This window comes from Paraburkholderia pallida, assembly GCF_004524855.1.
Lineage (GTDB): Bacteria > Pseudomonadota > Gammaproteobacteria > Burkholderiales > Burkholderiaceae > Paraburkholderia > Paraburkholderia oxyphila.
In genome coordinates, this window is sequence record NZ_CP038149.1 from 82,596 (window position 1) to 104,901 (window position 22,306).

General features: G+C 63.9%; 21 protein-coding genes. 16 read left to right on the forward strand and 5 right to left on the reverse strand.

Going from position 1 to position 22,306, the window contains the following annotated elements; translation table 11 throughout:
* Positions 1-80: 80 nt before the first annotated feature.
* Genes mdeB through E1956_RS15765 form a run of 5 tightly spaced genes read left to right on the forward strand, consistent with a single transcriptional unit; the run spans position 81 to position 6,067 of the window.
* Complete coding sequence (mdeB, locus tag E1956_RS15745; RefSeq protein WP_134750799.1) at positions 81-2,753, forward strand: alpha-ketoglutarate dehydrogenase; 2,673 nt, start codon at positions 81-83, stop codon at positions 2,751-2,753.
* Positions 2,754-2,757: 4 nt separating this feature from the next.
* A complete protein-coding gene (gene aceF, locus E1956_RS15750; protein WP_418789285.1) occupies positions 2,758-4,149 on the forward strand; it encodes a dihydrolipoyllysine-residue acetyltransferase in 1,392 nt (463 codons plus the stop codon).
* A gap of 44 nt (positions 4,150-4,193) precedes the next feature.
* On the forward strand, positions 4,194-4,787 hold the full coding sequence (locus E1956_RS15755) for a VOC family protein (RefSeq protein ID WP_134750803.1): 594 nt from the start codon (positions 4,194-4,196) through the stop codon (positions 4,785-4,787).
* Between the two features lie 14 nt (positions 4,788-4,801).
* The gene (locus E1956_RS15760) at positions 4,802-5,665 is read left to right on the forward strand and encodes a fumarylacetoacetate hydrolase family protein (protein ID WP_134750804.1); all 864 of its coding nucleotides are present in this window, start codon (positions 4,802-4,804) and stop codon (positions 5,663-5,665) included.
* A 15-nt stretch (positions 5,666-5,680) separates the two neighbouring features.
* The gene (locus E1956_RS15765; RefSeq protein WP_134750806.1) at positions 5,681-6,067 is read left to right on the forward strand and encodes a nuclear transport factor 2 family protein; all 387 of its coding nucleotides are present in this window, start codon (positions 5,681-5,683) and stop codon (positions 6,065-6,067) included.
* Positions 6,068-6,108: 41 nt separating this feature from the next.
* Here E1956_RS15765 and E1956_RS15770 read toward each other — a convergent pair whose 3' ends face one another.
* From E1956_RS15770 to E1956_RS15785, 4 genes are all read right to left on the reverse strand, one after another.
* The gene (locus E1956_RS15770; RefSeq protein WP_134750808.1) at positions 6,109-7,137 is read right to left on the reverse strand and encodes a LacI family DNA-binding transcriptional regulator; all 1,029 of its coding nucleotides are present in this window, start codon (positions 7,135-7,137) and stop codon (positions 6,109-6,111) included.
* Positions 7,134-7,901: an SDR family NAD(P)-dependent oxidoreductase gene (locus E1956_RS15775; RefSeq protein ID WP_134750810.1), complete on the reverse strand. Its 768-nt coding sequence runs from the start codon at positions 7,899-7,901 to the stop codon at positions 7,134-7,136. Before E1956_RS15775 ends, E1956_RS15770 begins: the two co-directional genes overlap by 4 nt.
* Complete coding sequence (hisD, locus tag E1956_RS15780; RefSeq protein WP_134750812.1) at positions 7,898-9,217, reverse strand: histidinol dehydrogenase; 1,320 nt, start codon at positions 9,215-9,217, stop codon at positions 7,898-7,900. Before hisD ends, E1956_RS15775 begins: the two co-directional genes overlap by 4 nt.
* Before the next feature lie 131 nt (positions 9,218-9,348).
* A complete protein-coding gene (locus E1956_RS15785; protein ID WP_134750813.1) occupies positions 9,349-10,368 on the reverse strand; it encodes an AraC family transcriptional regulator in 1,020 nt (339 codons plus the stop codon).
* A gap of 98 nt (positions 10,369-10,466) precedes the next feature.
* On the opposite strand from E1956_RS15785, the gene E1956_RS15790 reads away from it, so the two are divergent.
* Positions 10,467-11,210 carry an SDR family oxidoreductase gene (locus E1956_RS15790; RefSeq protein WP_134750815.1) on the forward strand — a complete coding sequence of 248 codons (744 nt, stop codon included), beginning with the start codon at positions 10,467-10,469 and terminating at the stop codon, positions 11,208-11,210.
* A 475-nt stretch (positions 11,211-11,685) separates the two neighbouring features.
* Positions 11,686-12,888, forward strand: a complete 1,203-nt coding sequence (locus E1956_RS15795; RefSeq protein WP_134750817.1) for a porin — start codon at positions 11,686-11,688, stop codon at positions 12,886-12,888.
* Between the two features lie 94 nt (positions 12,889-12,982).
* On the opposite strand, the gene E1956_RS15800 is transcribed toward E1956_RS15795, so the two are convergent.
* Complete coding sequence (locus tag E1956_RS15800) at positions 12,983-13,768, reverse strand: GntR family transcriptional regulator (protein WP_134750819.1); 786 nt, start codon at positions 13,766-13,768, stop codon at positions 12,983-12,985.
* Positions 13,769-14,334: 566 nt separating this feature from the next.
* Here E1956_RS15800 and E1956_RS15805 point away from each other — a divergent pair.
* From E1956_RS15805 to E1956_RS15845, 9 genes are all read left to right on the forward strand, one after another.
* Positions 14,335-15,606 (forward strand): acyl-CoA dehydrogenase family protein, encoded by a 1,272-nt coding sequence (locus tag E1956_RS15805; protein ID WP_134750821.1) that lies wholly within the window; start codon positions 14,335-14,337, stop codon positions 15,604-15,606.
* Between the two features lie 74 nt (positions 15,607-15,680).
* Positions 15,681-16,907, forward strand: a complete 1,227-nt coding sequence (locus E1956_RS15810; RefSeq protein ID WP_134750823.1) for an acyl-CoA dehydrogenase family protein — start codon at positions 15,681-15,683, stop codon at positions 16,905-16,907.
* Positions 16,908-16,909: 2 nt separating this feature from the next.
* Positions 16,910-17,452, forward strand: coding sequence for a flavin reductase family protein (locus E1956_RS15815; RefSeq protein ID WP_167760036.1), 543 nt, complete (start codon positions 16,910-16,912; stop codon positions 17,450-17,452).
* A 59-nt stretch (positions 17,453-17,511) separates the two neighbouring features.
* On the forward strand, positions 17,512-18,093 hold the full coding sequence (locus E1956_RS15820) for a VOC family protein (RefSeq protein WP_134750825.1): 582 nt from the start codon (positions 17,512-17,514) through the stop codon (positions 18,091-18,093).
* Between the two features lie 15 nt (positions 18,094-18,108).
* Complete coding sequence (locus E1956_RS15825) at positions 18,109-18,972, forward strand: fumarylacetoacetate hydrolase family protein (protein ID WP_134750827.1); 864 nt, start codon at positions 18,109-18,111, stop codon at positions 18,970-18,972.
* A 19-nt stretch (positions 18,973-18,991) separates the two neighbouring features.
* A complete protein-coding gene (locus E1956_RS15830; protein WP_134750829.1) occupies positions 18,992-19,378 on the forward strand; it encodes a nuclear transport factor 2 family protein in 387 nt (128 codons plus the stop codon).
* A 75-nt stretch (positions 19,379-19,453) separates the two neighbouring features.
* Positions 19,454-20,413: an MBL fold metallo-hydrolase gene (locus E1956_RS15835; protein WP_167760037.1), complete on the forward strand. Its 960-nt coding sequence runs from the start codon at positions 19,454-19,456 to the stop codon at positions 20,411-20,413.
* A gap of 122 nt (positions 20,414-20,535) precedes the next feature.
* A complete protein-coding gene (locus tag E1956_RS15840) occupies positions 20,536-21,783 on the forward strand; it encodes an MFS transporter (protein ID WP_134750833.1) in 1,248 nt (415 codons plus the stop codon).
* 56 nt (positions 21,784-21,839) lie between these two features.
* The gene (locus tag E1956_RS15845) at positions 21,840-22,199 is read left to right on the forward strand and encodes an antibiotic biosynthesis monooxygenase family protein (protein ID WP_167760038.1); all 360 of its coding nucleotides are present in this window, start codon (positions 21,840-21,842) and stop codon (positions 22,197-22,199) included.
* The last annotated feature ends 107 nt before the right edge of the window (positions 22,200-22,306 follow it).

The window sequence follows — 22,306 nt, forward strand, 5'->3', positions numbered from 1 at the left end:
CGCAGGCATTTCCGCACAGGGCCGGGGCGCTATCACCGCAGCGATCCTGCTTAACCGAAACGAAAACGAGGCAGTACTGAATGAAATCCGAACCTCATCAATTGTTGAACGGCCCGCTGGCGTGCGGGACCGGAGCCGATCCTGACCAGCAGGAAACGTCCGAATGGCTCGATGCGCTCGAAGCCGTGGCCCGCGTGTCGGGCGTGGACCGCGTGACGTTCCTGCTGCAGCGGCTCGCCGAGCACGCGAACCATCTGGGCGTGTCGCCCGCGGCGCATCCCTATTCGCTGTACCAGAACACCATCGCCGTGGAGGACCAGCCCGCGTTCCCGGGCAACCTCGCGATGGAGGAGCGCATCACCTCGATCATCCGCTGGAACGCGCTGGCGATGGTCGCGAAGGCCAACAAGGCCTATGGCGAACTCGGTGGCCATATCGCGAGCTACGCCTCGGCGGCCGAGATCTTCGAAGTGGGCTTCAACCACTTCTTCCGCGCCGACAACGAAGCGGGCAAGGGCGATCTGGTCTATTTCCAGCCGCATTCGGCACCGGGCGTCTATGCGCGCGCGTATCTGGAGGGACGGCTCGACGCGAGCCAGCTCGAGCGCTACCGCCAGGAGGTGGACGGCGGCGGCCTGTGCTCGTACCCACACCCGTGGCTCATGCCCGAGTTCTGGCAGTTTCCCACCGGGTCGATGGGCATCGGCCCGATCAGCGCGATCTACCAGGCGCGCTTTCTGCGCTACCTCGAGCATCGCGGCATGGCCCAGACCCACACGCGGCGCGTATGGGGCGTATTCGGTGACGGTGAGATGGACGAGCCGGAATCGGTCGCGGCGCTCTCGCTCGCGGCGCGCGAGGGGCTGGACAACCTCACGTTCGTGATCAACTGCAACCTGCAGCGGCTCGACGGCCCGGTACGCGGCAACGGCCAGATCATTCAGGAGCTCGAATCGCTGTTTACGGGGGCGGGCTGGAACGTCGTCAAGGTCGTGTGGGGCTCGGACTGGGACGCGCTGTTCGCGCGCGACCGCCATCACGTGCTGCTGCGCCGCTTTGCGGCGACGGTGGACGGCCAGTACCAGACACTGGGGGCTAACGACGGCGCCTACAACCGCGCGCACTTCTTCGACCTCGATCCTGAGCTGCAGGCGCTCGTGTCGCACATGACGCCCGAGGAGATCGACGGCCTTCGGCGCGGCGGGCACGATTTCCGCAAGCTGCACGCGGCGTTTGCGACCGCCACCGCGCACGCGGGCCGCCCGACCGTGATTCTCGCCAAGACCAAGAAGGGCTACGGCATGGGGCAGGCGGGCGAGTCGCGCAACACGGCGCACCAGCAGAAGAAGCTCGATGTCGAGGCGCTCAAGGCGTTCCGCGACCGCTTCGCGCTGCCGCTCGACGACGAGCAGGTGGCCGGCATGACGTTCTACCGGCCCGCGGAGGACAGCGCGGAGCTGCGCTACCTGCGCGAGCGCCGCGAGGCGCTGGGCGGGTACATGCCGCGCCGCGCCACGCATGCCGAACCGCTTGCGGTGCCCGCACTGGCAAGCTACGCGCAGTTCGCGCTGACGCCCGACGCCCGCGAGAATTCCACGACCACGGCGCTCGTGCGCGTGTTCACGAACCTGCTCAAGGACCGCGAGCTCGGTCCGCGCATCGTGCCCATCGTGGCGGATGAGGCGCGCACCTTCGGCATGGCGAGCCTGTTCCGCCAGGTGGGTATCTACTCGCCCCAGGGGCAGCTCTACGAGCCGGAAGACGCGGGTTCGATGCTCTATTACAAGGAGTCGAAGGACGGGCAACTGCTGGAAGAGGGCATCACGGAGGCCGGCGCGATCGCGTCGTGGACAGCGGCGGCGACCTCTTACAGCGTGAACGGCGTGGCGATGCTGCCGTTCTACATCTACTACTCGATGTTCGGCTTCCAGCGCGTGGGCGACCTCATCTGGGCGGCGGCGGACCAGCGCGCGCGGGGCTTCCTGATCGGCGCTACGGCGGGACGCACGACGCTCTCGGGCGAAGGCCTGCAGCACCAGGACGGCACGAGCCACGTGATGGCGGCCACGGTGCCGAACTGCCGGGCATACGACCCGGCGTTCGCGGGCGAGATGGCGGTGATCGTGGATCACGGCGCGCGCCGCATGCTGGAGCAGCAATATGATGAGTTCTACTACCTGACCGTCACGAATGAAAACTACGTGCACGAAGCGATTGAGCCTCACGAACACGAGGACATCGTCCGGGGCATGCGGCGCTACGGCGTGCGCGGCGAGGGCGAGCCCGCGGTGCGGCTGCTGGGCTCGGGGGCGATCTTGCGCGAGGTGATCGCGGCGGCGGAGTTGCTGGCGAACGACTGGGGCATCGCTGCCGAGATCTGGAGCGTGACGAGCTTCTCCGAACTGGCGCGCGAGGCGCGCGAGCTGGAGCGCGAGCGGCTGTACGGCGCCGGCGCGCAGCACGAGAGCCATGTTGCGCGCTGCCTGCCGGGCGCCACGCCCGTAGTGGCGGCGAGCGACTACGTCCGTGCATATGCCCAACTGATCTCGTCTTACGTACAGGCACCGTACACGGCGCTGGGCACCGACGGGTTCGGGCGCAGCGATACGCGCGTCGCGTTGCGGCGCTACTTCGAGGTGGACCGCTGGCATATCGCCCTGGCGGCGCTGGCAGCCGTCGATGCGGCAAAGCACGCCGAAGCGCTGGCGCGCTATGAGATCGCCGCGGACGGCGTAGCGCCGTGGAACCGCTGAGCTGGTGAACCCCCTCAGGAAACCTGATAAAGGATTGGACATGCAGGAGTTGAGAGTCCCTGATATAGGCGACTACCGGGATATTCCGGTGATCGAGGTGCTGGTTCGCGCGGGGGATGTCGTTGTGCGGGAGCAGCCGCTCGTGACGCTCGAATCGGACAAGGCGACCATGGACGTGCCGAGCTCGCTTGCCGGGACGATACGCGAGGTTCTGCTCAAGCCGGGCGATCTGGTTTCGCATGGCACGCTGATCGCGCACGTGGAATTCGACGCCGCGGGCGCCGGAAGCCAGGCCGCGCCTGCGGAACTGGCGGAACTGGCGGAACTGGCGGAACTGGCGGAGCCTGCGGCCCCGGCGTCTGCGCCAGCACTGGCGCAGACGCCTGCGCAACCAACCGTGCCGGAGCGTCACATCGAGCCGCTTCCGATGCCCCAGGCAGTTCAGCCGCCTCAGCAGCAGCCCGTCGACGCGTCTGCGAAGATCGATGTCGCGGCGGGCCCGTCCGTGCGCAAGCTGGCGCGCGAGCTCGGCGTGAATCTGGCGCAGGTAAAAGGCAGCGGCCGCAACGCCCGGGTACTGCGGGAGGACGTGCTGGCCCACGTGAAGGGCGTGCTGTCGAGTCCGCCACCAGCCGCGACACAGAAAGATGCGCGTGCAACCATTCTGGACATCCTTCCATGGCCGCAGGTGGACTTCGCGAAGTTCGGGCCGGTGGAACGCCGGCCGCTTTCGCGCATCCGCAAGATCTCCGGGGCGAATCTCCATCGCAACTGGGTGATGATTCCGCACGTCACCAATTTCGACCAGACCGACGTGACTGAGCTCGAATCCCTGCGCACCACGCTGAATCGCGAAGCGAGGGACAGCGGGGCGAAGGTGACGATGCTGGCCTTTCTCGTCAAGGCGTGCGTGGCGGCGCTGCAGCGCTATCCGCAATTCAACGTGAGCCTCGACGGTCAGGAGCTCGTGCAGAAGCATTACTTCCACATGGGCTTTGCGGCGGACACGCCTGATGGACTCGTGGTGCCGGTGATTCGCGACGCCGATCGCAAGGGCATTGCCGAAATCGCCGCAGAAATGGCTGAGCTTGCAGCGCTGGCGCGTCAAGGCAAGCTCACGCCGGCCCAGATGCAGGGCGGCTCGATGTCGATTTCGTCGCTCGGCGGCATCGGGGGCACGCACTTCACGCCGATCATCAACGCCCCCGAGGTCGCGATCCTCGGGGCAGGCCGGGCCGCCACGCAGCCCGTATGGAACGGCACCGCGTTCGAGCCTCGTCTGATCCTGCCGCTTTCGCTTTCATGGGATCACCGTGCGGTGGACGGCGCCGAGGCCGGCCGCTTCCTCGCGTATCTGGCCACCTTGATGGCCGACTTCCGCCGCGTGCTGCTTTGATGCGGCCTTCAATTCATGCAGCACCGTCCAGACAGGAGACAGACATGACGACAGTACAGACGCAGGCCGGCGATACCCATGACGCAACGTCGAGCGAGACACGCATCGCGCCCGCCCGCATGGCCCATCTCGTTCTGCAATGCGCGCGTCGCGCAGACACCGTCGCGTGGTACATGAAGCTGTTCCAGGCACACCTCGTCTTTGAAGACAACGTGCTGACCTTCATCACGTACGACGACGAGCATCACCGCCTCGCGTTCTTCAACATGCCCGATATCCCGCCGAGGCAACGCGAGACGGCCGGTGTGCATCACATCGCGTACAGCTACAACGACATCGGCGAACTGCTCGCGACCTACGCGCGTCTGAAGCCGCTCGGCATCCTGCCGTTCTGGTGCATCAACCACGGCCCGACCACGTCGCTCTACTACCGCGACCCGGAAGGCAACGATATTGAACTGCAGGCCGACAACGGCGACGACCCTGGCGCGTATTTCCATTCGGAGGCGTTCGCGAAGAACAATCTCGGCGTGGAATTCGATCCCGACGAACTGGTCCGCATGTGGAAGGCCGGCGCGAGCGACGCCGAACTGAGCGCGGTGGGCACGGCGGCCACCGGCAAATCAACATTCATGTAAGCACAGGGGGAAGCATGAAACTCGTCACATTCCTTGCGGGAAGCAACGCGCCGGCCGCGGGCCTCGCCGTTGACGGCGGCATCGTCGATATCGGGCGGCATCTGCCCGATGCGCCGCGCGACACGATTGCGCTGATCGAAGCCTGGCCGGCCTGGTGCGAGCGCCTTGCGTCGCTCGACGCTTCGCAGCCCGCGGATCTCGGCTTCGATGGCGTCACGCTGCTCGCGCCGGTGCCGCGTCCGGGCAAGATTCTCGGCATCGGCCTGAACTACGCGGATCACGTGGAAGAGTCGGGCATGGCGCGGCCCGTGGACCAGCTATGGTTCGCGAAAATGCCGACTTCGGCAACGGGGCCGTTCTCCCCCGTCGATCTGCCGCGCGTCTCGGAGCAACTCGACTACGAAGCGGAACTGGCATTCGTGATCGGCCGGCGCTGCCGTCACGTGCCGCGTGAGCGCGCGCACGAAGTGATCTTCGGCTACTGCGCGGCCAACGACATGAGCGTGCGCGACTGGCAACTCAAGACCTCGCAGTTCACGATCGGCAAGTCGTTCGACACGCACGCGCCGTTCGGTCCGTGGATCGTGACGGCCGACGCGATCGCCGATCCCCACGCGCTGGGCATCCGCTGCTTCGTGAACGGCGAAAAACGCCAGGACTCGAATACGTCGCAGTTGATCTTCGACTGTTACGCGCAGGTGGAGCATCTGTCGAAGGTGATGACGCTCGAGCCCGGCGACGTGATCCTCACCGGCACGCCGGGCGGCGTGGGAATCGGCATGAAGCCGCCGCGCTGGCTGCGCGCCGGCGACCGGATGAAAGTGGAAATCGACGGCATTGGCGCCATCGAGAACGTGGTCCAGACCGAACCTGCATGAACGCGGAGCCTGCCGATGATCAGCAATACTGAAGACACGGTGCGCGACGAGGTGATCCGGCTGGAAGCCGAGCGGTGCCACGCGCTCGTGACGGCGGACCTCGAAGCGCTCGATCGTCTCGTGGCCGACGACGTTGTGCATGTCCACGCCAACGGCCAGGCCGACGACAAGGCCGGCTATCTGGCGATGGTGAGCGGCGCGATACGGTTTCTTTCGGCGCAACGCGAGCGTCTGGACGTGCGCGTGTACGACGGACTGGCCGTCGCGACAGGACCGCTGCGCCAGTCGATCGAGATGATGGCGACGGGCCAGCGCGTGGACATGCACATCATGACCACGCAGGTCTGGCGGCTCCAGTCCGGCGCGTGGCGGCAGGTGAGCTTCCAGGCGACCAATCTGTAAAGACGAGTCGGGCCGATCCACGGGGCGGCCACCATCACTGGCTACGCTGTTGATGGCGGCCGCTGTCTCACCGTGGCGCGTTCGACGAGCGCGCACGGCACGACGATGTCGGCGGGCCGCAGCTCTCCGGTCATCTGCTGGCAGAGCAGGGCGACCGTGGCGTCGATCATCGGCTCCAGATCCTGGCGTACGGTCGTGAGCCGATAGGCGCCCCACGCGGCTTGTGGGACATCGTCGAAGCCGATGACGCCCACGTCCTCCGGAACCTTCAGGTTGAGTTCCTGGCGCAGCATATCGAGTGCGGCGATCGCCATGTGATCGTTGGCGACGAACAGGCCGTCCGGCCGCTCGTCGCCGGCGAAGAGGCGTTGCGTGGCTTCCTGCGCGCGATGGAAATCGTAGTGGCCGACCTCGCGGTTCCACAGGCGCATTTCAAGGACGGCCAGTTCGTCGGTGAAGCCGCGCTCGCGCTCGATGCTGGTCGAGGCGTTCTCCAGCCCGGCAATCAGCGCGATGCGGCGATATCCGCGCTCGACGAGCAGCCGCGCCGCCATCCGGCCGCCGGATTCGTTCGCAGATGTCACCGAGCTGATCTTGCTGCGGCCACGGCCCCGCTGTTCCATCACACGGTTGAATTGCACGACAGGCACGCCAAGATCGGCGCAACTGTTCGCAAGCCTTGGTGAAAGGTTCGCGGAGGCCATGATGATGCCGTCGACCTGATAATCGAGGATCTCGGCCAGCACGCCATCGGCTTCTTCGTCCACTTCCGCGATGAACATCAGGACGTGGTAGCCGGCTTTCTGCAACCGCTGCGAGAGCTGTTCGATGACGAGCGGATAAAACTGATTGTCGAGGTAACTCATCACGAGCGCCACAATGCGGCTGCGTCGGGTAATGAGGCTGCGCGCGAGCGCATTGGGCCGATAGCCGAGCATCTTCGCGGCGGCCAGCACCTTGCGCCGCGTTTCTTCCGACACGCTGGCGCCCGGCGTAAAAGTGCGGCTTACCGCGGACTGCGATACCTTCGCGAGAGCGGCGACGTCCTGAGCGCGCGGAGCCGTCTTCATGCCGCGGTCCATCCGCCGTCGAGCATGAGCGCACTGCCCGTCATCAGGCTCGATGCTTCGCTGGCGAGAAACACGATCGCGCCCATGACTTCAGGCATCGTGCCGACACGCCCCAACGCGATGCGCTCACACACCCAGTCGCGGAACCCCGGCGCCGCGAACATGGGCGCCGTCATCGGCGTCTCGATGAAGGTCGGGCAGACCGTGTTGATGCGAATCCGTGCCGGGCCCAGCTCCCATGCGAGCGCGCGGGTCATGCCCTCGACCGCATGCTTGCTTGCGCAGTAGAGCGAACGGCGCGGACTGCCGACATGTCCCATTTGCGAGGACACGTTGATGATCGAGCCCGGCAGGCCGGCGGCCTGGAGCCGGCGCGCGACGGCCCGGGTCGTGTAGAACGTCGACTTCACGTTCAATTGCACGACCGCATCGATGTCGTCGTCGGTGAGCTCGGCGAGCGGCTTGGGGCGGTTCATGCCGGCGCTGTTCACGAGGATGTCGAACGGTGCGCGCGCATCGAGTGTGCGATCCACCGCGCCGGAGTCGGTGACGTCGAGCACGAGCGCTTCGCAGTCGATGCGCTCGGCGCGCATGGCCTCGCACAGGGCTTCCAGCTCGGCGCCGCGCCTTGCGGCCACGCTCACGTGGGCGCCCGCGCGCCCCAGCGCCACGGCGGCCGCGAGGCCGATGCCGCTGCTGCCTCCCGTGACGAGCGCGCGTCGCCCGCTCAGTCCGAAGTCGGGCCCGGCTGGCAGGGCGATCAAAATTGCGCCTCCACCGGCTGATACCAGGCGAGTTCAGGCCGCCCGCCATAACGGCGCACGCGGATGTTCGCCTGCTCGCCATGTCCGGCGAAATTTTCCATATGACACAGACGCGAACAATATGCGCCGATGGCGGCGCTGGCCTCGTCGCTCAACACGCGTTGATACGTGCAGGTCTTGAGAAACTTGCCGACCCACAGGCCGCCGGTATAGCGCGCGCTGCGATTGGTCGGCAGCGTATGGTTCGTGCCGATGACCTTGTCGCCGAAGCTCACATTGGTGCGCGGTCCGAGGAACAGCGCGCCATAGTTCGTCATGCGCTGGAGGAAAAATTCCGGGTCGCGGGTCATGACCTGAACGTGCTCCGACGCAATTTCGTCTGCAATGCGAAGCATCTCTTCGTCGGTGTCGCAAACGATGACTTCGCCGCAATCGGCCCAGCTCTGCGCGGCGATCGACGCGGTCGGCAGGTGTTTCAACTGGCGCTCGATTTCGGCGAGAGTATCGTGCGCCAGCTGGACGCTGTTGGTGAGCAGAATCGAAGGGGACGTGGGTCCGTGTTCGGCTTGACCGAGCAGATCGACAGCGCAGAGCTCGCCGTCGACGCTATCGTCCGCGATGACGAGCGTCTCGGTCGGCCCTGCGAAAAGGTCGATGCCGACCCGCCCGAACAACTGCCGCTTGGCTTCCGCCACGAACATGTTGCCCGGCCCGACGAGCATGTCGACCGGCGCTACGCTCGCCGTTCCCACGGCCATCGCCACCAGCGCCTGAACGCCGCCGAGCACGAGAATTTCGTCGGCGCCCGCCATGTCCATCGCCGTGACGATGGCCGGATGCGGCCGGCCCTGATAGGGCGGCGCGGTCGACACCACGCGCGGCACGCCCGCCACTTTGGCGGTCAGCACGCTCATGTGAGCAGAAGCCAGCAGCGGATATTTGCCGCCGGGAATGTAGCAGCCGACCGCATTGACCGGAATGTGCCGGTGTCCCAACACGACGCCGGGGAGCGTTTCCACTTCGACGTCCGTCATCGAGTCGCGCTGGATTTGCGCGAAATTGCGGACCTGCCGCTGCGCGAACGTGATGTCCTCGATCTCCCGGGCGGAAAGCTGCTTTCGCGCGGCTTCGATTTCGGCGCGCGAAAGCCGGAATTCGTCCGGATCCCAGTTATCGAATTGGCGGCTGTACTCGCGAACAGCCGCATCGCCGTCTTTCTCGATGCGTTGAATGATCTGCTCGACGGTGGCGCGCACCGTTGCTTCGGCATCCGATTTGACGGCCGCGGGACGGCCACGCTTGATGTACCTGATCATGATTGTCCTTGATGAAAAGAGTATCCGGCTTCGAATGGCTGACACCTTCCGGTCGTTGCATACGTATGCAAATACGTGTTAACCCCGCATTTGAGTTGTGTGGGGCTCCATTGCGGATGTGTGCGTGGCGATTACCGCATCGAAACCGGAGTCCACGCGTACACGGCTTCGCTCGTATCCGCATACGCTGGCAGGCCTATGCGTGGCGCCGCACGCGCGGGATGCCGAACGTCTTCCGCCGCAGCGCATTGAAGCGGGACAGTGCTGCGTACACGCAATCGTGTTTCAGCCTGCTTGCGCAGATAGTGGGTCGGAGACATGCCGACGTAGCGCGCGAAGGCGGCACTGAAGGCGCTTGCGGTGCCGTAGCCGACACGTTCCGCGACATCGGCCACGCCGCCTGCGTTCCTCAGCAGTAGATCCATCGCGATCGCCATGCGCCACGCGAGCAGGTATTTCATTGGTGTGACGCCCACGATGCGACTGAAACGCTCGAAGAACGCCGAACGCGAGAGCGCGGCGTCCTTGGCCAGTTGCGCAACGGTCCAGGGCCGGGCCGGGAACGCGTGCATCCGCTGGAGCGCGGCGGCGATCCGGGCATCGGCGATCCCTTGCAGCAGGCCCGGCGAAGCGCTTGCATCGACCGCGCAACGAAGCGCCTCGATGAAGAGGACTTCGAGCAGTCGCCGGAGCACGGCATCGCTCGCGGGTCCTGCCGTGCAGGTCTCGTCCTCGATGAGTCGCACGAGTTTGGCAAGGCGGTTGCCTCCTCGCACATGCACAACCTGGGGCAAGAACGAAACGAGCAACGCGGCGTCGGGCGAACCGAAGATACAGTAGCCCGCAAGGAGCCGCAGCTCAGCCGGCCCGATGGTTTCTCCCGCACGCCGCGTCCCGATGAGCGGCGTGCCGGCAGGGTCCAGCAAGCGGAAAGCCACGCCGGAAGGGATCAGTACGAAGTCGCCCTGGTGAACGACCATCGTCTCCCTGCCTTCGACGTCAACGCGACATGTCCCCTCGAGCGCCGCGCAGAAAAAAGGCAACCCGGTTTGCGGGTAGCCCATGCGGGCGCAATCCGCACCGCGAACGGTCTTTGCAATCGGCGCGCCTGGCCGAAGCAGGGCGACAAACTCGGCGAGCGGATCAACCATGCCAGGACTCCGACGAATGAAATCTGGACTGCCAATGATGGCGGGATGGTCCACGCAATCTTATCGTTTCAATGCCTTCAACCATTTCATAGATCCCCATGAAGACCGTTCTGATTACCGGATGCTCGTCCGGGTTTGGCCTCGAAACCGCCCGTTACTTTCTCGAACGCGACTGGAACGTCATCGCCACCATGCGCATGCCACGCGAGGACGTGCTGCCCCGCTCGGCGCACTTGCGCGTTCTCGCCCTCGACGTCACCGATGCGCGGAGCATTCGCGAGGCCGTCGATGCAGCCGGCTCGATAGACGTTCTCGTCAATAACGCCGGAGTCGGCCTGCTCAGCGCATTCGAAGGAACGTCGATGGAGACGGTCCGCCAGGTCTTTGAAACGAACACCTTCGGCACCCTGGCAATGACGCATGCACTGTTGCCGCAATTCACGCAACGTCGCTCTGGGGCCATCATCAACGTAGGGTCGGCGGTCACGTTGAAGTCGTTTCCGCTGCTTTCCATCTACACCGCAAGCAAGGCGGCGATCATGGCTTTCACGGAGTCGCTCGCGCTCGAGCTCGAAGCGTTCGACGTACGGGTCGGCCTGATCATCCCGGGACGGGCGCCGGAGACCCGTTTCGGCGAAAACGTCCAGCGCCTGCTGCCCAATGGCATCCCCCAGGCGTATCAAGCGTTCGCGCAAGCTGCATTCGCGACGATCGAGCAGGCAGGCGACGTGACTCACTCGCTCGACGTGGCGCAAGCCGTATGGCGCTTCGCCACGGATACCGCCTGCCCTGCGCGGCTGCCGGCCGGCGCTGACGCCGTCGCAATCGCCGAATCGCGTTAAACACAGCCGGGGCGGCGTCGGGCACGACGCCACATGATGCGGCGCCGCGTCCTCGTGGGCTGGCTAGCCATCGATGTCGACCTAAAAACCTCGGTGATCCAACGATCATATGTGTCGACACAATTATGGTCCAAAGTTGTGTCGGCTTGTGCAAAATTTTATCCGGAGATAACCAGGCTATGTGGATTCTTCCGGCATATAGGCGGGTTTGAGAAAGCTGTACGGGTATGTCCTGGCGAGGCTCAGGTCTAAAACTGTTGACAGTTATTGGGTGCAAATTTATTGTTTCGACCGGGTTAGCTGCGTTCAAGGAAGTCCTGAAATCGGGCAGAAGGCATGCGTCTCGCGCGATTTCGCTGGCCCTCTCAGGCACGACCGATGTTCGTTTGGCGGCCCGCGGATGGGGCCGCCGAGCGATAACGCGTGCGTGCATAGCGCGATGAATAATGTTTCGGATGACTAATCATTTGCGCTGATGAAACGGATTTACCTCGGCCGCGCCGGACAGCTTGGGCTGGAAATCCCGTCGCACTTCCTTCAAAACAACCAGGCACGAGATCTTTTTCAAGAACGGAATCCATCTATGAAAGCCAGACCGCAGAACACGTCCATGCGTGCCGCGACAGCCGGGGTATTCGCGCTATTGGCGTGCTCGGGGACGACCGCTCAAGCGCAAACCAGCGTGACGTTATACGGCATACTGGATGCAGGGCTCGAATACGTCAGCAATTCCGGCGGCCACTCGCTTGCCGAGGTGCAAAGCAATGGCGGGGCGCCTTCGCGGCTGGGCTTGCGAGGCAACGAGGATCTGGGTGGCGGGCTCTCAGCCCTGTTCGTGCTCGAAGCTCCGATCAGCGTCAACAATGGCGCATCCACGACGCCGTTCTGGGCCTATGCTTCCTACGTGGGATTGCGCAGCGAGACGTATGGCACGCTGACCCTTGGCCGCCAGTTCGATTTCCTTCACATCGAGATGCCGCCGGATTCCACCACCATGATCGAGGGCGGACTCGTGGAGGGCTTCCAGGGATTCAGCAGCCCGGTCAAAGGCGCGCCGCCGCCCGCCGTCGACAACCATTCCGGCTCCGGGATGTACAACAATTCGATCAAGTGGGCGTACAACAACGGTCCGATATCGGGCGGCCTCATGTATGGCTTCGGCCCGGACAGCCGCCACGACAACATGCAGTCGGCCTATCTGAAGTACGTGAACAGCGGCCTGGAACTGGGCGTGGGCTGGGCGCGCGACAACTTCAGCACCGTGGTGATCGCCAACAACGTTTATTCGGTGCGCGCGGTCTACACGATTGGCGGTCTCACATTGCTCGCCAACTATTCGCAGGGGTGGGAAACTGTCTTTCCCGGATCGCAGGCCCGAGCGCGGCCTTTTGAAGTTGCGGCGAACTATTATGTGACGCCAGCGATTACCGTTGGTGCGGGGGTGGGCATTGCCTGGGACAGAAACCGGGCAGGCGAGAGCGCCACCATTACCGAGCCGTTCATCGGCGCGCGGTATCTGTTGAGCCGGCGCTCCATGCTTTACCTCATGGCGGCGGTTAACCACAGCAGCAACCCGTCTGCTGTTCCTGCGACCGTTTCGGTGGTTGGCGGCGCGCCGGATGTCTCGTCAAGCGCGAACCAGTTGGCGATTCTGTGCGGTCTGATGACGTTCTTCTGATTCTGGCTGGAAGCGGGGTGGGGCGGTGGCGCCGCAGTTATCGCCCCAGTCAACGCGGCTTTTCAGAAATCTCGGCGCGCGCGGCCCGGGCGCATCACCGTCCGGCGGGCGGCAACACGGCGTCGATACAGCTGCGCAGCCGCGCCGCATCATACCGTGGCGCGGCGCCGGCCATGATGAGCGACGCCATGCGGCTGAACATATCGGCGAACAGAATGGACGCGCGATAACCGTCGCCCCCGGCCGCAGACAAAATGATCTCATGAAACGCCTTGCCTGGCGGATGGGCAACCGGCGGCGTATCGGTCAGCACGTAGGCGCGATAGCGCTGGGCATCATCGATTAGTCCTCCTATGATTGCCACCGAATGGGCGCCCGCATGCCGCGCGAAGCACAACGCGAAACGCCGGAAGGCCGCCTCCCATGCGAACCGGTCCTGATTGGCGAACTTGTCCATTTCGTCGGCGCATTCGCGCAGATGTGCGACTTCATCCTGGCTCAGGAACGGCGTGGCGATGCGGATCGCCAGTGCGATGTTCACGAGATGCAGTCCGAGGACTTCCTCGAGGTCGGCGATATCGAACGACGCGACGCTGAAGCGCCGATTGGCCTCTGCCACGACCAGTTGTTCCTGCTGTAGCCGCCGCAGTGCTTCCCGCACCGGTCCGCGGCTCGTGCCGCTCACCTTCGCGATCGACAGCTGCGAGATCGGCTGCCCTGGCGAGAGTGTGCCATCGAGAATCCTCGCCCGGAGCTCGGCGTAGACGATCGACGCCGTATTGCCCGTTCGTTTGACGCGCGGTGCTTCGTCAATCGCAGTTGTCGCGCCCTTGCGCATTTTTCCTTTGGCGTTTGAGGAAGGCGCTGTGGATCTCGTCATGAGTGCAACCGGAAGTAAGCGTTATGGATGACACGAAGAGTGTCGACACCTTGCATGAGCGATTTCACTATACCACGCGGTGAGACTCTGGTCGATCCAATGGCATGCCCACGATTAATGCGAAAAAAGTGGCCATTGAGCACGGATTTTTCGTGTTGCTACGCCGACGGCAATGAAAGTTTCGACTCTCGGGCAACGGAGCCGACGCGTCAACAATGTAGCGTTGAAGTGTCCCAGAGCTGGCGGTGATCGTCACATTCTGCATGCTATCGATCTTGAAAATGGATCATGGTCAACGTTTTTTATGATAAAAATGTCGACACTATAAATTTCACCCACAACGCGTGAATCCTGTCAGATTCAGTGTGGAAAGCGTGATACCAAGCACAATGTACTTAAAATAGCGGTAAATACTGCGATTTCATTTCGCAGGAAGATGACTGGCAACTTGTCCGGGCGGTCCGATGTTCGGTACGAGATCGGCAAAAAGTGTTGACATATTTAATTGTCGATGTGAATCTGTGCCGACTTAAACCCGATGTCTATTGAGAACTTGGAGGCCCGCAATGAGTGTCGTGTCCGTCGCCCAGCAGTCGACCATCAGCAGCGATGCCGCGCCTCGCGCGCCGCAGCTTTCTTCTCCGGGCGACGAGCAGATCGCTGCGCGCATCCTCGCGGACGTGCGGGCCTACGTGCCGACGCTGCGCGAGCGTGCGCGTCAAACGGAGGTGCTGCGCCGCGTACCGGATGAAACCATCAAGGAACTGGACGAGTTGGGCGTGTTTCGCATGTGCGTGCCGGTCGAATACGGTGGTTACGCGCTGACGCCCGTGCAGCAATTCGACATCGTCGCGGAGATCGCGCGCGGCTGTGGCTCGACCGGATGGGTGGTATGGGTCACGACGACTTCCCAGCAATGGGTATCGTTCTTCGACCCGCGGTTTCAGGCAGAACTCTTCGGGATGGGCTGGGTTGGGCCGCTCAATTCCGGCGTCATCACGGCATGGGGGCCGGGATTCGCACGGCGCGTGGAAGGGGGGTACATGCTCAAGGGCCGCTGGCCGTTCAACAGCGCGTGCCACCACACCCCGTTCCATCATCTGGGTGCGAGCTGCGAAGGCGAAACCGACCAGGGTCCCATTCTTCTGCAAGTCCCGCACGAGCAACTGCAGATTCTCGACGACTGGAGGGTGATGGGACAGCGCGGCTCGGGCAGCAACACGGTGGTGATCGAGGACGAGGTGTTCGTGCCGGAATATCGCGTGCGTCCGATCGGCGACATCTTTGCCGCGAAGCGCCTCGCTCCCGCGCCCGCAGGTGTGCTTTACCAGGTCAACCTCATCCAGCACACGGCGTCGTTGATGGCGGCCATCGCGGTGGGGCTCGCGCGTTCGGCAGTCGAGTTGTTTCAGGAAAAGATCCATCGCCGTGGGATTTCCAACTCGATCTACAGCAGTCAGAGCGAGGCGCCCGTCACGCACCTTCAGCTCGGCGAGCTTCATTGCCAGTTGCGCACCGTCGAAATGCTGGCTCGCGGCAACGTGGAAAAAGTCCAGGTGCTCGCGGCGACCGGCCAGCCCGCCGATGAACTCGAGATTGCGCGAACCAAGCTGGAAAGCGCGCATGCCATCAAGCTTGCCTCGGAGATCACGGCATTGACGCTGCGGGCCGGCGGCGCGTCGTCGATCATGGACGGCAATCCGTTCGAACGCCTGTTCCGCGACAGCCGCGTAGTGACGCTGCACGCCCACACGCAAATCGAGACCTGCCAGGAAGACTATGGCCGTGCGTTTGCCAAAGCGAACGCACCCGCACCTGCGGCCGCGACGCAGCAATAACGCCGGCGCGAAGCGGGCCACGCTTTGATCGCTGGCTTTGAATTGGCGCAACTCATATAAAACCGGAGACAACCATGCAGGCAACAGTGGAGACGATACGGGCGTCGAAGATCGATGCCGGCGAGCCCGCCGATACCTTGAATGAGCTGGTTGCGAAGGCAGCGGCCCTGCAGCCGCTGCTCATGAAGAATGCTGCGGAATCCGAAAAATATCGTCGCGCATGCGACGAAAACATTGCCGCGATCGACAACGCAGGCCTGTTTCAGCTCATGGTCCCGCGCCGTTACGGCGGCCACGAAGGGACGCTGCGCGCGCACCTCGAGGTGTCGGCCGCATTGGGAGAGGCGTGCGGCGGCACGGCATGGGTCGTCGCGCTCATCAACGTGTGCGCATGGTTCACTGCGTTGTTTCCGAAGCAGGCCCAGGACGACGTATGGGGCGCCAATCCGAAAGCGCGCGTGTCGGGCGTCTTTACGCCGTCCAGCCAGTCGCGCCGCGTGGAGGGCGGGCTCGTGGTTTCGGGCAAGTGGTACTTCTCCTCCGGTTCGCTGCATGCGGACTGGGCTGCGATCGGCGTGATCGAGCACGATCAGAACGGCGCGTTCAAGAAGCAGTACCTCGCCCTCGTGCCCATGTCCGAACTGACGATCGAGGACACGTGGTTCACGGCGGGCATGCGCGCCTCGGGCAGCAACTGCATCGTCGGCAACGATGTGTTCATACCGGAGCATCGCCTGCTCGACATGATGGAGGCCATCGAACGCCGCTATCCGACCGAGTGCAAGGACGAGGCCGCGTATCGCGCATCGTTCGTGCCGTTCGCGGCGCTGATCCTCACCGGCCCGCAACTCGGGCTCGGCCGCGCCGCGCTGCGCTATGTGATCGAAAAGGCCGCGCAGCGCCCGATCACCTATACGTCTTTCGAGAAGCAATCCGATTCGACCATGTTTCAGATGCAGATCGCCGAGGCCGCGATCAAGATCGACAACGCGCATCTGCGCGCCTTCCGTGCCGCGGACGAGATCGACGCCGCGGCGCGGCGCGACGAGCAGCTCGACGGCGTGACGCGTGCGCGCGTGCGGGCGGACACGGGCATGGTGACCACCTACGTCACCGATGCGATCAACACGTTGCTGTGGGCGCACGGCGCCGGCGGCTTTGCCGAGGCGAGCCCGCTGCAGCGCTGGTGGCGCGACTCGAACACGGCGGCCCGCCACGCGGTGGGACTGCCCGCGATCGGGCTCGAGCTCTATGGCAAGGCGCTGCTTGGCGTCGAAAACAACGTGACGCCGCTGGTTTGACCATGAATGCCCGCAGCCAGCTTTCTGCCGCACCGCGCATCGATGCGAAAGTCCTGCGCGCGACGATGGGCCGGTTCGCCACGGGTGTGACGGTCGTGACCTTTCGGCTCGACGGCGAACCTGCCGGGATGACTGCGAACGCGTTCATGTCCGTCTCGCTCGAACCGCCGCTCGTGCTCGTCTCTGTTCGCGCGAGCTCGCGTTTCAACCAGTGGGTTGGCGCTGGCGTGCGTTACGGCATCAATTTTCTCGCGGAGGACCAGCGTGCGTTGAGCGCGCATTTCGGCGGCCGGCCCGACGCCAGCCTCGCATTGCCGTATTGCGAGCACGAGGGCACGCCGCTGCTGGAGAACAGCCTCGTGCAGCTCGTCGCGCGCACCGTCGATATTCATCCCGCGGGCGACCATCTGCTGTACATCAGCGAGCTCGAATACGTGCGGCACGGCGAGCAACGGCGTCCGCTGGTTTTCTACAGCGGGAAGTATCAGCAGATGCACGCCCGCACGCCGATGCTGTCCGCCAGCGGATGCATCGAGGGGTGGTGAGCAGCAACCGATCGCTGCGCCCGGCGTCAGCGAAAGACCCAGTAAAACAGGAGGCAAACATGACGACATCACAGACATCGACGAGCAGCGCCGACACCGAAGCGCGCATCGTTCCCGCCCGCATGGCCCATCTCGTTCTGCAATGCGCGCGGCGCGCGGACACGGTCGCGTGGTACCAGCAGCTGTTCCAGGCACACCTCGTGTTCGAGGACGACGTGCTGACCTTCATTACGTATGACGACGAGCATCACCGGCTGGCCTTTTTCAACATGCCGGACTTGTCGCCGAAGGCCGAGCGGGTAGCGGGCGTGCATCACATCGCTTACAGCTACAACGACATCGGCGAGTTGCTGGCGACCTATGCGCGCCTGAAATCGCTCGGCATCCTGCCGTTCTGGTGCATCAACCACGGCCCAACCACGTCGCTCTATTACCGCGATCCCGAGGGCAACGATATCGAACTGCAGGCCGACAACGGGGAAGATCCGGGCGCGTACTTCCATACGGAGGCGTTCGCGCAGAACAATCTCGGCGTGGAGTTCGATCCCGACGAGCTGGTCCGTATGTGGCGCGCCGGCGCGAGCGATGCCGAGTTGAGCGCGGTCGGCACCGCCGCGACTGGCAAGTCCACCCCCATGTAAACGGAGCACCAACCCATGAAACTCGTTACTTTCAGCACGGCAGGCAATGCACCGACCGTCGGCGTGGCTCTCGACGACGGCGTCCTCGACATCGTCCGGCATCTGGGCGCCGCGCCGCGCGACATGAAAGCGTTGATCGCGGCATGGCCGGCCTGGCGCGAGCGGCTCGCGTCGCTCGCCGCCACGCAACCGGCCGACATTGCGTTCGATGCGCTGACCTTGCTCGCGCCGGTGCCGCGTCCGGGCAAGATTCTCGGCATCGGTCTGAACTACGCGGATCATGTTGAGGAATCCGGAATGGCGCGGCCTGCCGAGCAACAGTGGTTCGCGAAGATGCCCACTTCGGTGGCCGGTCCGTTTGCTTGCGTCGAGCTGCCGCGCGTCTCGGAGCAACTGGATTACGAGGCGGAACTCGCGTTCGTGATCGGCCAGCGCTGCCGCCATGTGCCGCGCGAGCGCGCGCATGAAGTGATTTTCGGCTACTGCGCCGCAAACGACGTCAGCGTGCGCGACTGGCAACTCAGGACGTCGCAATTCACGATCGGCAAGTCGTTTGACACGCACGCGCCGTTCGGACCGTGGATCGTCACCGCCGACGCGATCGCCGATCCGCATGCGCTCGGCATCCGCTGCTTCGTGAACGGCGAAAAGCGCCAGGATTCGAATACGTCGCAACTGATCTACGACTGCTACGCGCAGGTGGAGCATCTGTCGAAGGTGATGACGCTGGAGCCCGGCGACGTGATTTTCACTGGCACGCCGGGTGGCGTCGGGATCGGCATGAAGCCGCCGCGCTGGTTGCGCGCCGGCGACAGAATGAAGGTGGAGATCGACGGCATTGGCGCGATCGAGAACGTCGTGCAGGCCGAGTCGGCGTAACGGGAACAGGAGGACATACATGAACAATGCGAACGACGTCCGCGTGGCGGACGAAATTGCACGGCTCGAGCGCGCGCGTTGCCGGGCGCTGGTCGAGGCCGATCTCGCGACCCTGGGCGAACTGGTCGCCGACGACGTTGTGCACGTGCACGCCAACGGCAAGACCGACGACAAGCCCACTTATCTGGCGGCGGTAAGCACGCAAATCCGCTTTCTCTCGGCTACGCGCGAGGGCCTCGATGTTCGCGTTTATGGCGATATCGCGGTGGCCACCGGGCCGCTGCGTCAGTCGATCGAGTTGATGCCGGCGGGCCAGCGCATGGAGATGTCCATCATGACGACGCAGGTGTGGCGGCGGCAGATGAACGCGTGGCAGCAAGTGAGCTTTCAGGCGACGAACCTCTGAATGCGCCGCCGACGGCGCCTCGCTTCCTGGAGCGCCGTCCTTGAACTGGATTGCAATGTCACGAGTGAGGTCCGAATGACCGAAGCCACCACGGTTTCCCGTAGTCTCGCCGCCGAAGCGAATTGCGCCGGCGAGGCAGCGTTTTTTCGCTTCCGGCTTGGCGCGCTGTCGTGTGTTTCATTGAGCGATGGGTATGTCACGACGCCCGCGCAAATGGCCGCGCCGGAAATTCCCCCCGATGAATTGCGCACGTTCCTGAGCGCGTGCGGAGAGAGCCCCGATGTCATCGACACGCCTATTTCGTGCTTGCTGGTCCGTCTGCCAGAGCCGCGCATGACGGTGCTGGTGGACGCGGGGATTGGCAGAGTGCCGGGGCCAGACGGGCACGCTATTCCGACCGCGGGCCGTCTGCTGCGCTCGTTCGCCGATGCGGGGATCGCGCCGGCCGAAGTCGATGCGGTCCTGGTCTCGCATATCCATCCGGACCATATCGGCGGGCTCTTCGACGACGACGGCCAGCCCGCCTTTCCGAACGCCACGTACTACGTGAGCAATGAGGAATTGGCATTCTGGAGTCGGCCCGATCTCGATGGCTGCCTGATGCCGGATTTCATGAAGGCGGACGTCGCTCAGGTCGCGCAGCGCTTCATTGCGCTTGCAGCGCACCGGATGATCCGGTTCGCGGCGGGCGACACGCTGCCTGGCGGCATCGAAACCGTTCTGTTGCCCGGACATACGCCTGGCCAGGTGGGTTTCCGTTTCAGGTCGCAGGGACAGGCGATGTTCTACACGGCCGATGCGGCGGGCCACCCGTTCATTTCTATCCGGCATGAAGACTGGCGCTTCAGTTTCGACAGTGACCCGGCGCTTGCGATCGAGACGCGCCGCAAGCTGGTCGCGCACCTGTTGCAGGAGCGCTGCTTTCATTTCACGCCGCACTTCCCCTGGCCGGGCGTGGGACGCACGCTCGACGAGGGCGGCGAGCGGATCTGGAAACCCGGCTTGCAGTTGCACGACGCGCACGGAGCGGCATAGCTGCGGCGCCTTTGGCACTCACGCATATAACAATATTCTTGACGGAGACAGGCAATGGATTCAGTGGATCTTCATGGGCCGAAGCTTTGCACGTTTGCACGTGCCCTCGACGGAGCACGATCATGAGCGAAGCCAGGCATGGCGTTGTCAAGTCGTATGAGAACCGGCTGCTGATCGTCCTCACTTTCACCTTCGGCTTCGTGTTTCTCGACCGGACCGCGATGACATTGCTCGCTCCGTTCGTCGCGCGCGAGCTTTCGCTCAACAATCTGCAGATCGGGCTGCTCGCGTCGGGCTTGTCCGCGGCGTGGGCGATCTCGGGCTATGGTTTTGGCCGCCTGTGCGATCGGCGCGGCAACTACCGGCTGGTGCTGGTGCTGGCGATGGTCGTCTTTTCGCTGTGCTCCTTCATTTCCGGTCTCGCCACGACGTTTGTGGTGCTGCTGCTTTCGCGCGTGCTGATGGGCGTCGCCGAAGGCCCCGTGCTGCCGATCTCGCAGACCTTGATGGCCGACGCGTCGTCGGAGTCCCGGCGCGGGTTCAACATGGGGCTGATGCAGACCTTCGGCAGCAGTGTGCTGGGCGTCTTCATCGCGCCGATCGTGCTGATTCCGCTCGCGAGCCATTGGGGATGGCGCGAAGCGTTTTTTGTGGCCGGTCTGCCGGGACTGATCTGTGCGTTGGTGACGTGGCGCATTGCGCGCGATCCCGCGAGACGGCCCGCCGCCGACGCAGCGGCGGGTCAGGAGACGTTGAATCTGCGTGTGATGATGCGCCACCGGAACATCGTGCTGTGCATGGCGCTGGCGAGTCTGCTGCTTGGCACATTCTCGCTGGCGTTCGTCTTCTTGCCCGTTTATTTCTCTAGCGTCCTGCATATGCCGTCGACCGAGGTGGGCGTGATGATGAGCATGATCGGGCTGTCTGCCGCCGTCTCCGGGCTCGTGGTGCCCGCCATATCGGACCGGGTCGGGCGCAAGCCGGTCATGCTGGTGACCGGCGCGATCTCGCTATTGATGCCATTCAGCGTGGTGTATCTGTGGCAGACCCCGGTAGCGATGGCTGTGACGCTGTTCGTCGGCAGCCTCGTCAGTGCATTGGGTCCGTTACTGATCGCTACCGTTCCGGCGGAAACGCTACGCGAGGGCCGTGTCGCCGCAGCGATCGGACTCGTGCTCGGCACCGGTGAAATTGTCGGCGGCGTCCTCGCACCGCTGCTTGGCGGGGCACTTGCCGATCGCGTTGGCCTGATCGCCGTGCCTTGCCTTCAGGCGGTCTTCATGATCATTGCGCTGTTGTTGATGCTGATGGTCGAGGAAACCGCGCCGCGCAAGGCAAAACGATTGGCGCTCAGCGAAGCCTCGCTTTGATGAAGAGGACGAATCGCGGCGACAGGAAGGATAGGTTACCCACAACGGAGAAGACAATGAGTTCGACGCGCAACCCCAACATCCAGAACCCCGAGGCGCCGTTTTACTTCATCAACCTGCTCGAAATCGCCGAGACGGAAATCGAGCAGTTCGTTGACGACTGGAACCGACGCTCGAAGTTGATGGGGCAAATGCCGGGATTCATCCGCGCCGACTTGCAAAAGTCGTTGCTGCCCGACCATCAATATCAATTGATCAACGTTTCGCTCTGGCAATCGTATGACGCGTGGGTGGCCGCCGTCGACAACCCGGCCTATGCCAGCGAACTGAAGACGGATCTTCACCGCACGTCGAGCGTGAAGGTCAATCGCGGATTCTATCGGCCGGTCGCGTCCTATACACATCTGTATGAGTAGGTCGACGTTCCGGCACAAGGTATGCAGCCCAAACCAGCCATCGAGTCAATCGATGTGCACCATCACCGGCGGTTTGACTCTCGCCGCAGCCGCCGTCGCATTCCTGA

Coding starts and splice junctions, on each gene's coding strand:
- E1956_RS15755 (WP_134750803.1), top strand. CDS start 4,194: ATGACGACAGTACAGACGCAGGCCGGCGATACCCATGACGCAACGTCG.
- E1956_RS15840 (WP_134750833.1), top strand. CDS start 20,536: ATGAGCGAAGCCAGGCATGGCGTTGTCAAGTCGTATGAGAACCGGCTG.
- E1956_RS15790 (WP_134750815.1), top strand. CDS start 10,467: ATGAAGACCGTTCTGATTACCGGATGCTCGTCCGGGTTTGGCCTCGAA.
- E1956_RS15815 (WP_167760036.1), top strand. CDS start 16,910: ATGAATGCCCGCAGCCAGCTTTCTGCCGCACCGCGCATCGATGCGAAA.
- E1956_RS15760 (WP_134750804.1), top strand. CDS start 4,802: ATGAAACTCGTCACATTCCTTGCGGGAAGCAACGCGCCGGCCGCGGGC.
- E1956_RS15770 (WP_134750808.1), bottom strand. CDS start 7,137: ATGAAGACGGCTCCGCGCGCTCAGGACGTCGCCGCTCTCGCGAAGGTA.
- E1956_RS15800 (WP_134750819.1), bottom strand. CDS start 13,768: ATGACGAGATCCACAGCGCCTTCCTCAAACGCCAAAGGAAAAATGCGC.
- E1956_RS15805 (WP_134750821.1), top strand. CDS start 14,335: ATGAGTGTCGTGTCCGTCGCCCAGCAGTCGACCATCAGCAGCGATGCC.
- hisD (WP_134750812.1), bottom strand. CDS start 9,217: ATGATCAGGTACATCAAGCGTGGCCGTCCCGCGGCCGTCAAATCGGAT.
- E1956_RS15835 (WP_167760037.1), top strand. CDS start 19,454: ATGACCGAAGCCACCACGGTTTCCCGTAGTCTCGCCGCCGAAGCGAAT.
- E1956_RS15785 (WP_134750813.1), bottom strand. CDS start 10,368: ATGGTTGATCCGCTCGCCGAGTTTGTCGCCCTGCTTCGGCCAGGCGCG.
- E1956_RS15825 (WP_134750827.1), top strand. CDS start 18,109: ATGAAACTCGTTACTTTCAGCACGGCAGGCAATGCACCGACCGTCGGC.
- mdeB (WP_134750799.1), top strand. CDS start 81: ATGAAATCCGAACCTCATCAATTGTTGAACGGCCCGCTGGCGTGCGGG.
- E1956_RS15765 (WP_134750806.1), top strand. CDS start 5,681: ATGATCAGCAATACTGAAGACACGGTGCGCGACGAGGTGATCCGGCTG.
- E1956_RS15810 (WP_134750823.1), top strand. CDS start 15,681: ATGCAGGCAACAGTGGAGACGATACGGGCGTCGAAGATCGATGCCGGC.
- E1956_RS15820 (WP_134750825.1), top strand. CDS start 17,512: ATGACGACATCACAGACATCGACGAGCAGCGCCGACACCGAAGCGCGC.
- E1956_RS15845 (WP_167760038.1), top strand. CDS start 21,840: ATGAGTTCGACGCGCAACCCCAACATCCAGAACCCCGAGGCGCCGTTT.
- E1956_RS15830 (WP_134750829.1), top strand. CDS start 18,992: ATGAACAATGCGAACGACGTCCGCGTGGCGGACGAAATTGCACGGCTC.
- E1956_RS15795 (WP_134750817.1), top strand. CDS start 11,686: ATGAAACGGATTTACCTCGGCCGCGCCGGACAGCTTGGGCTGGAAATC.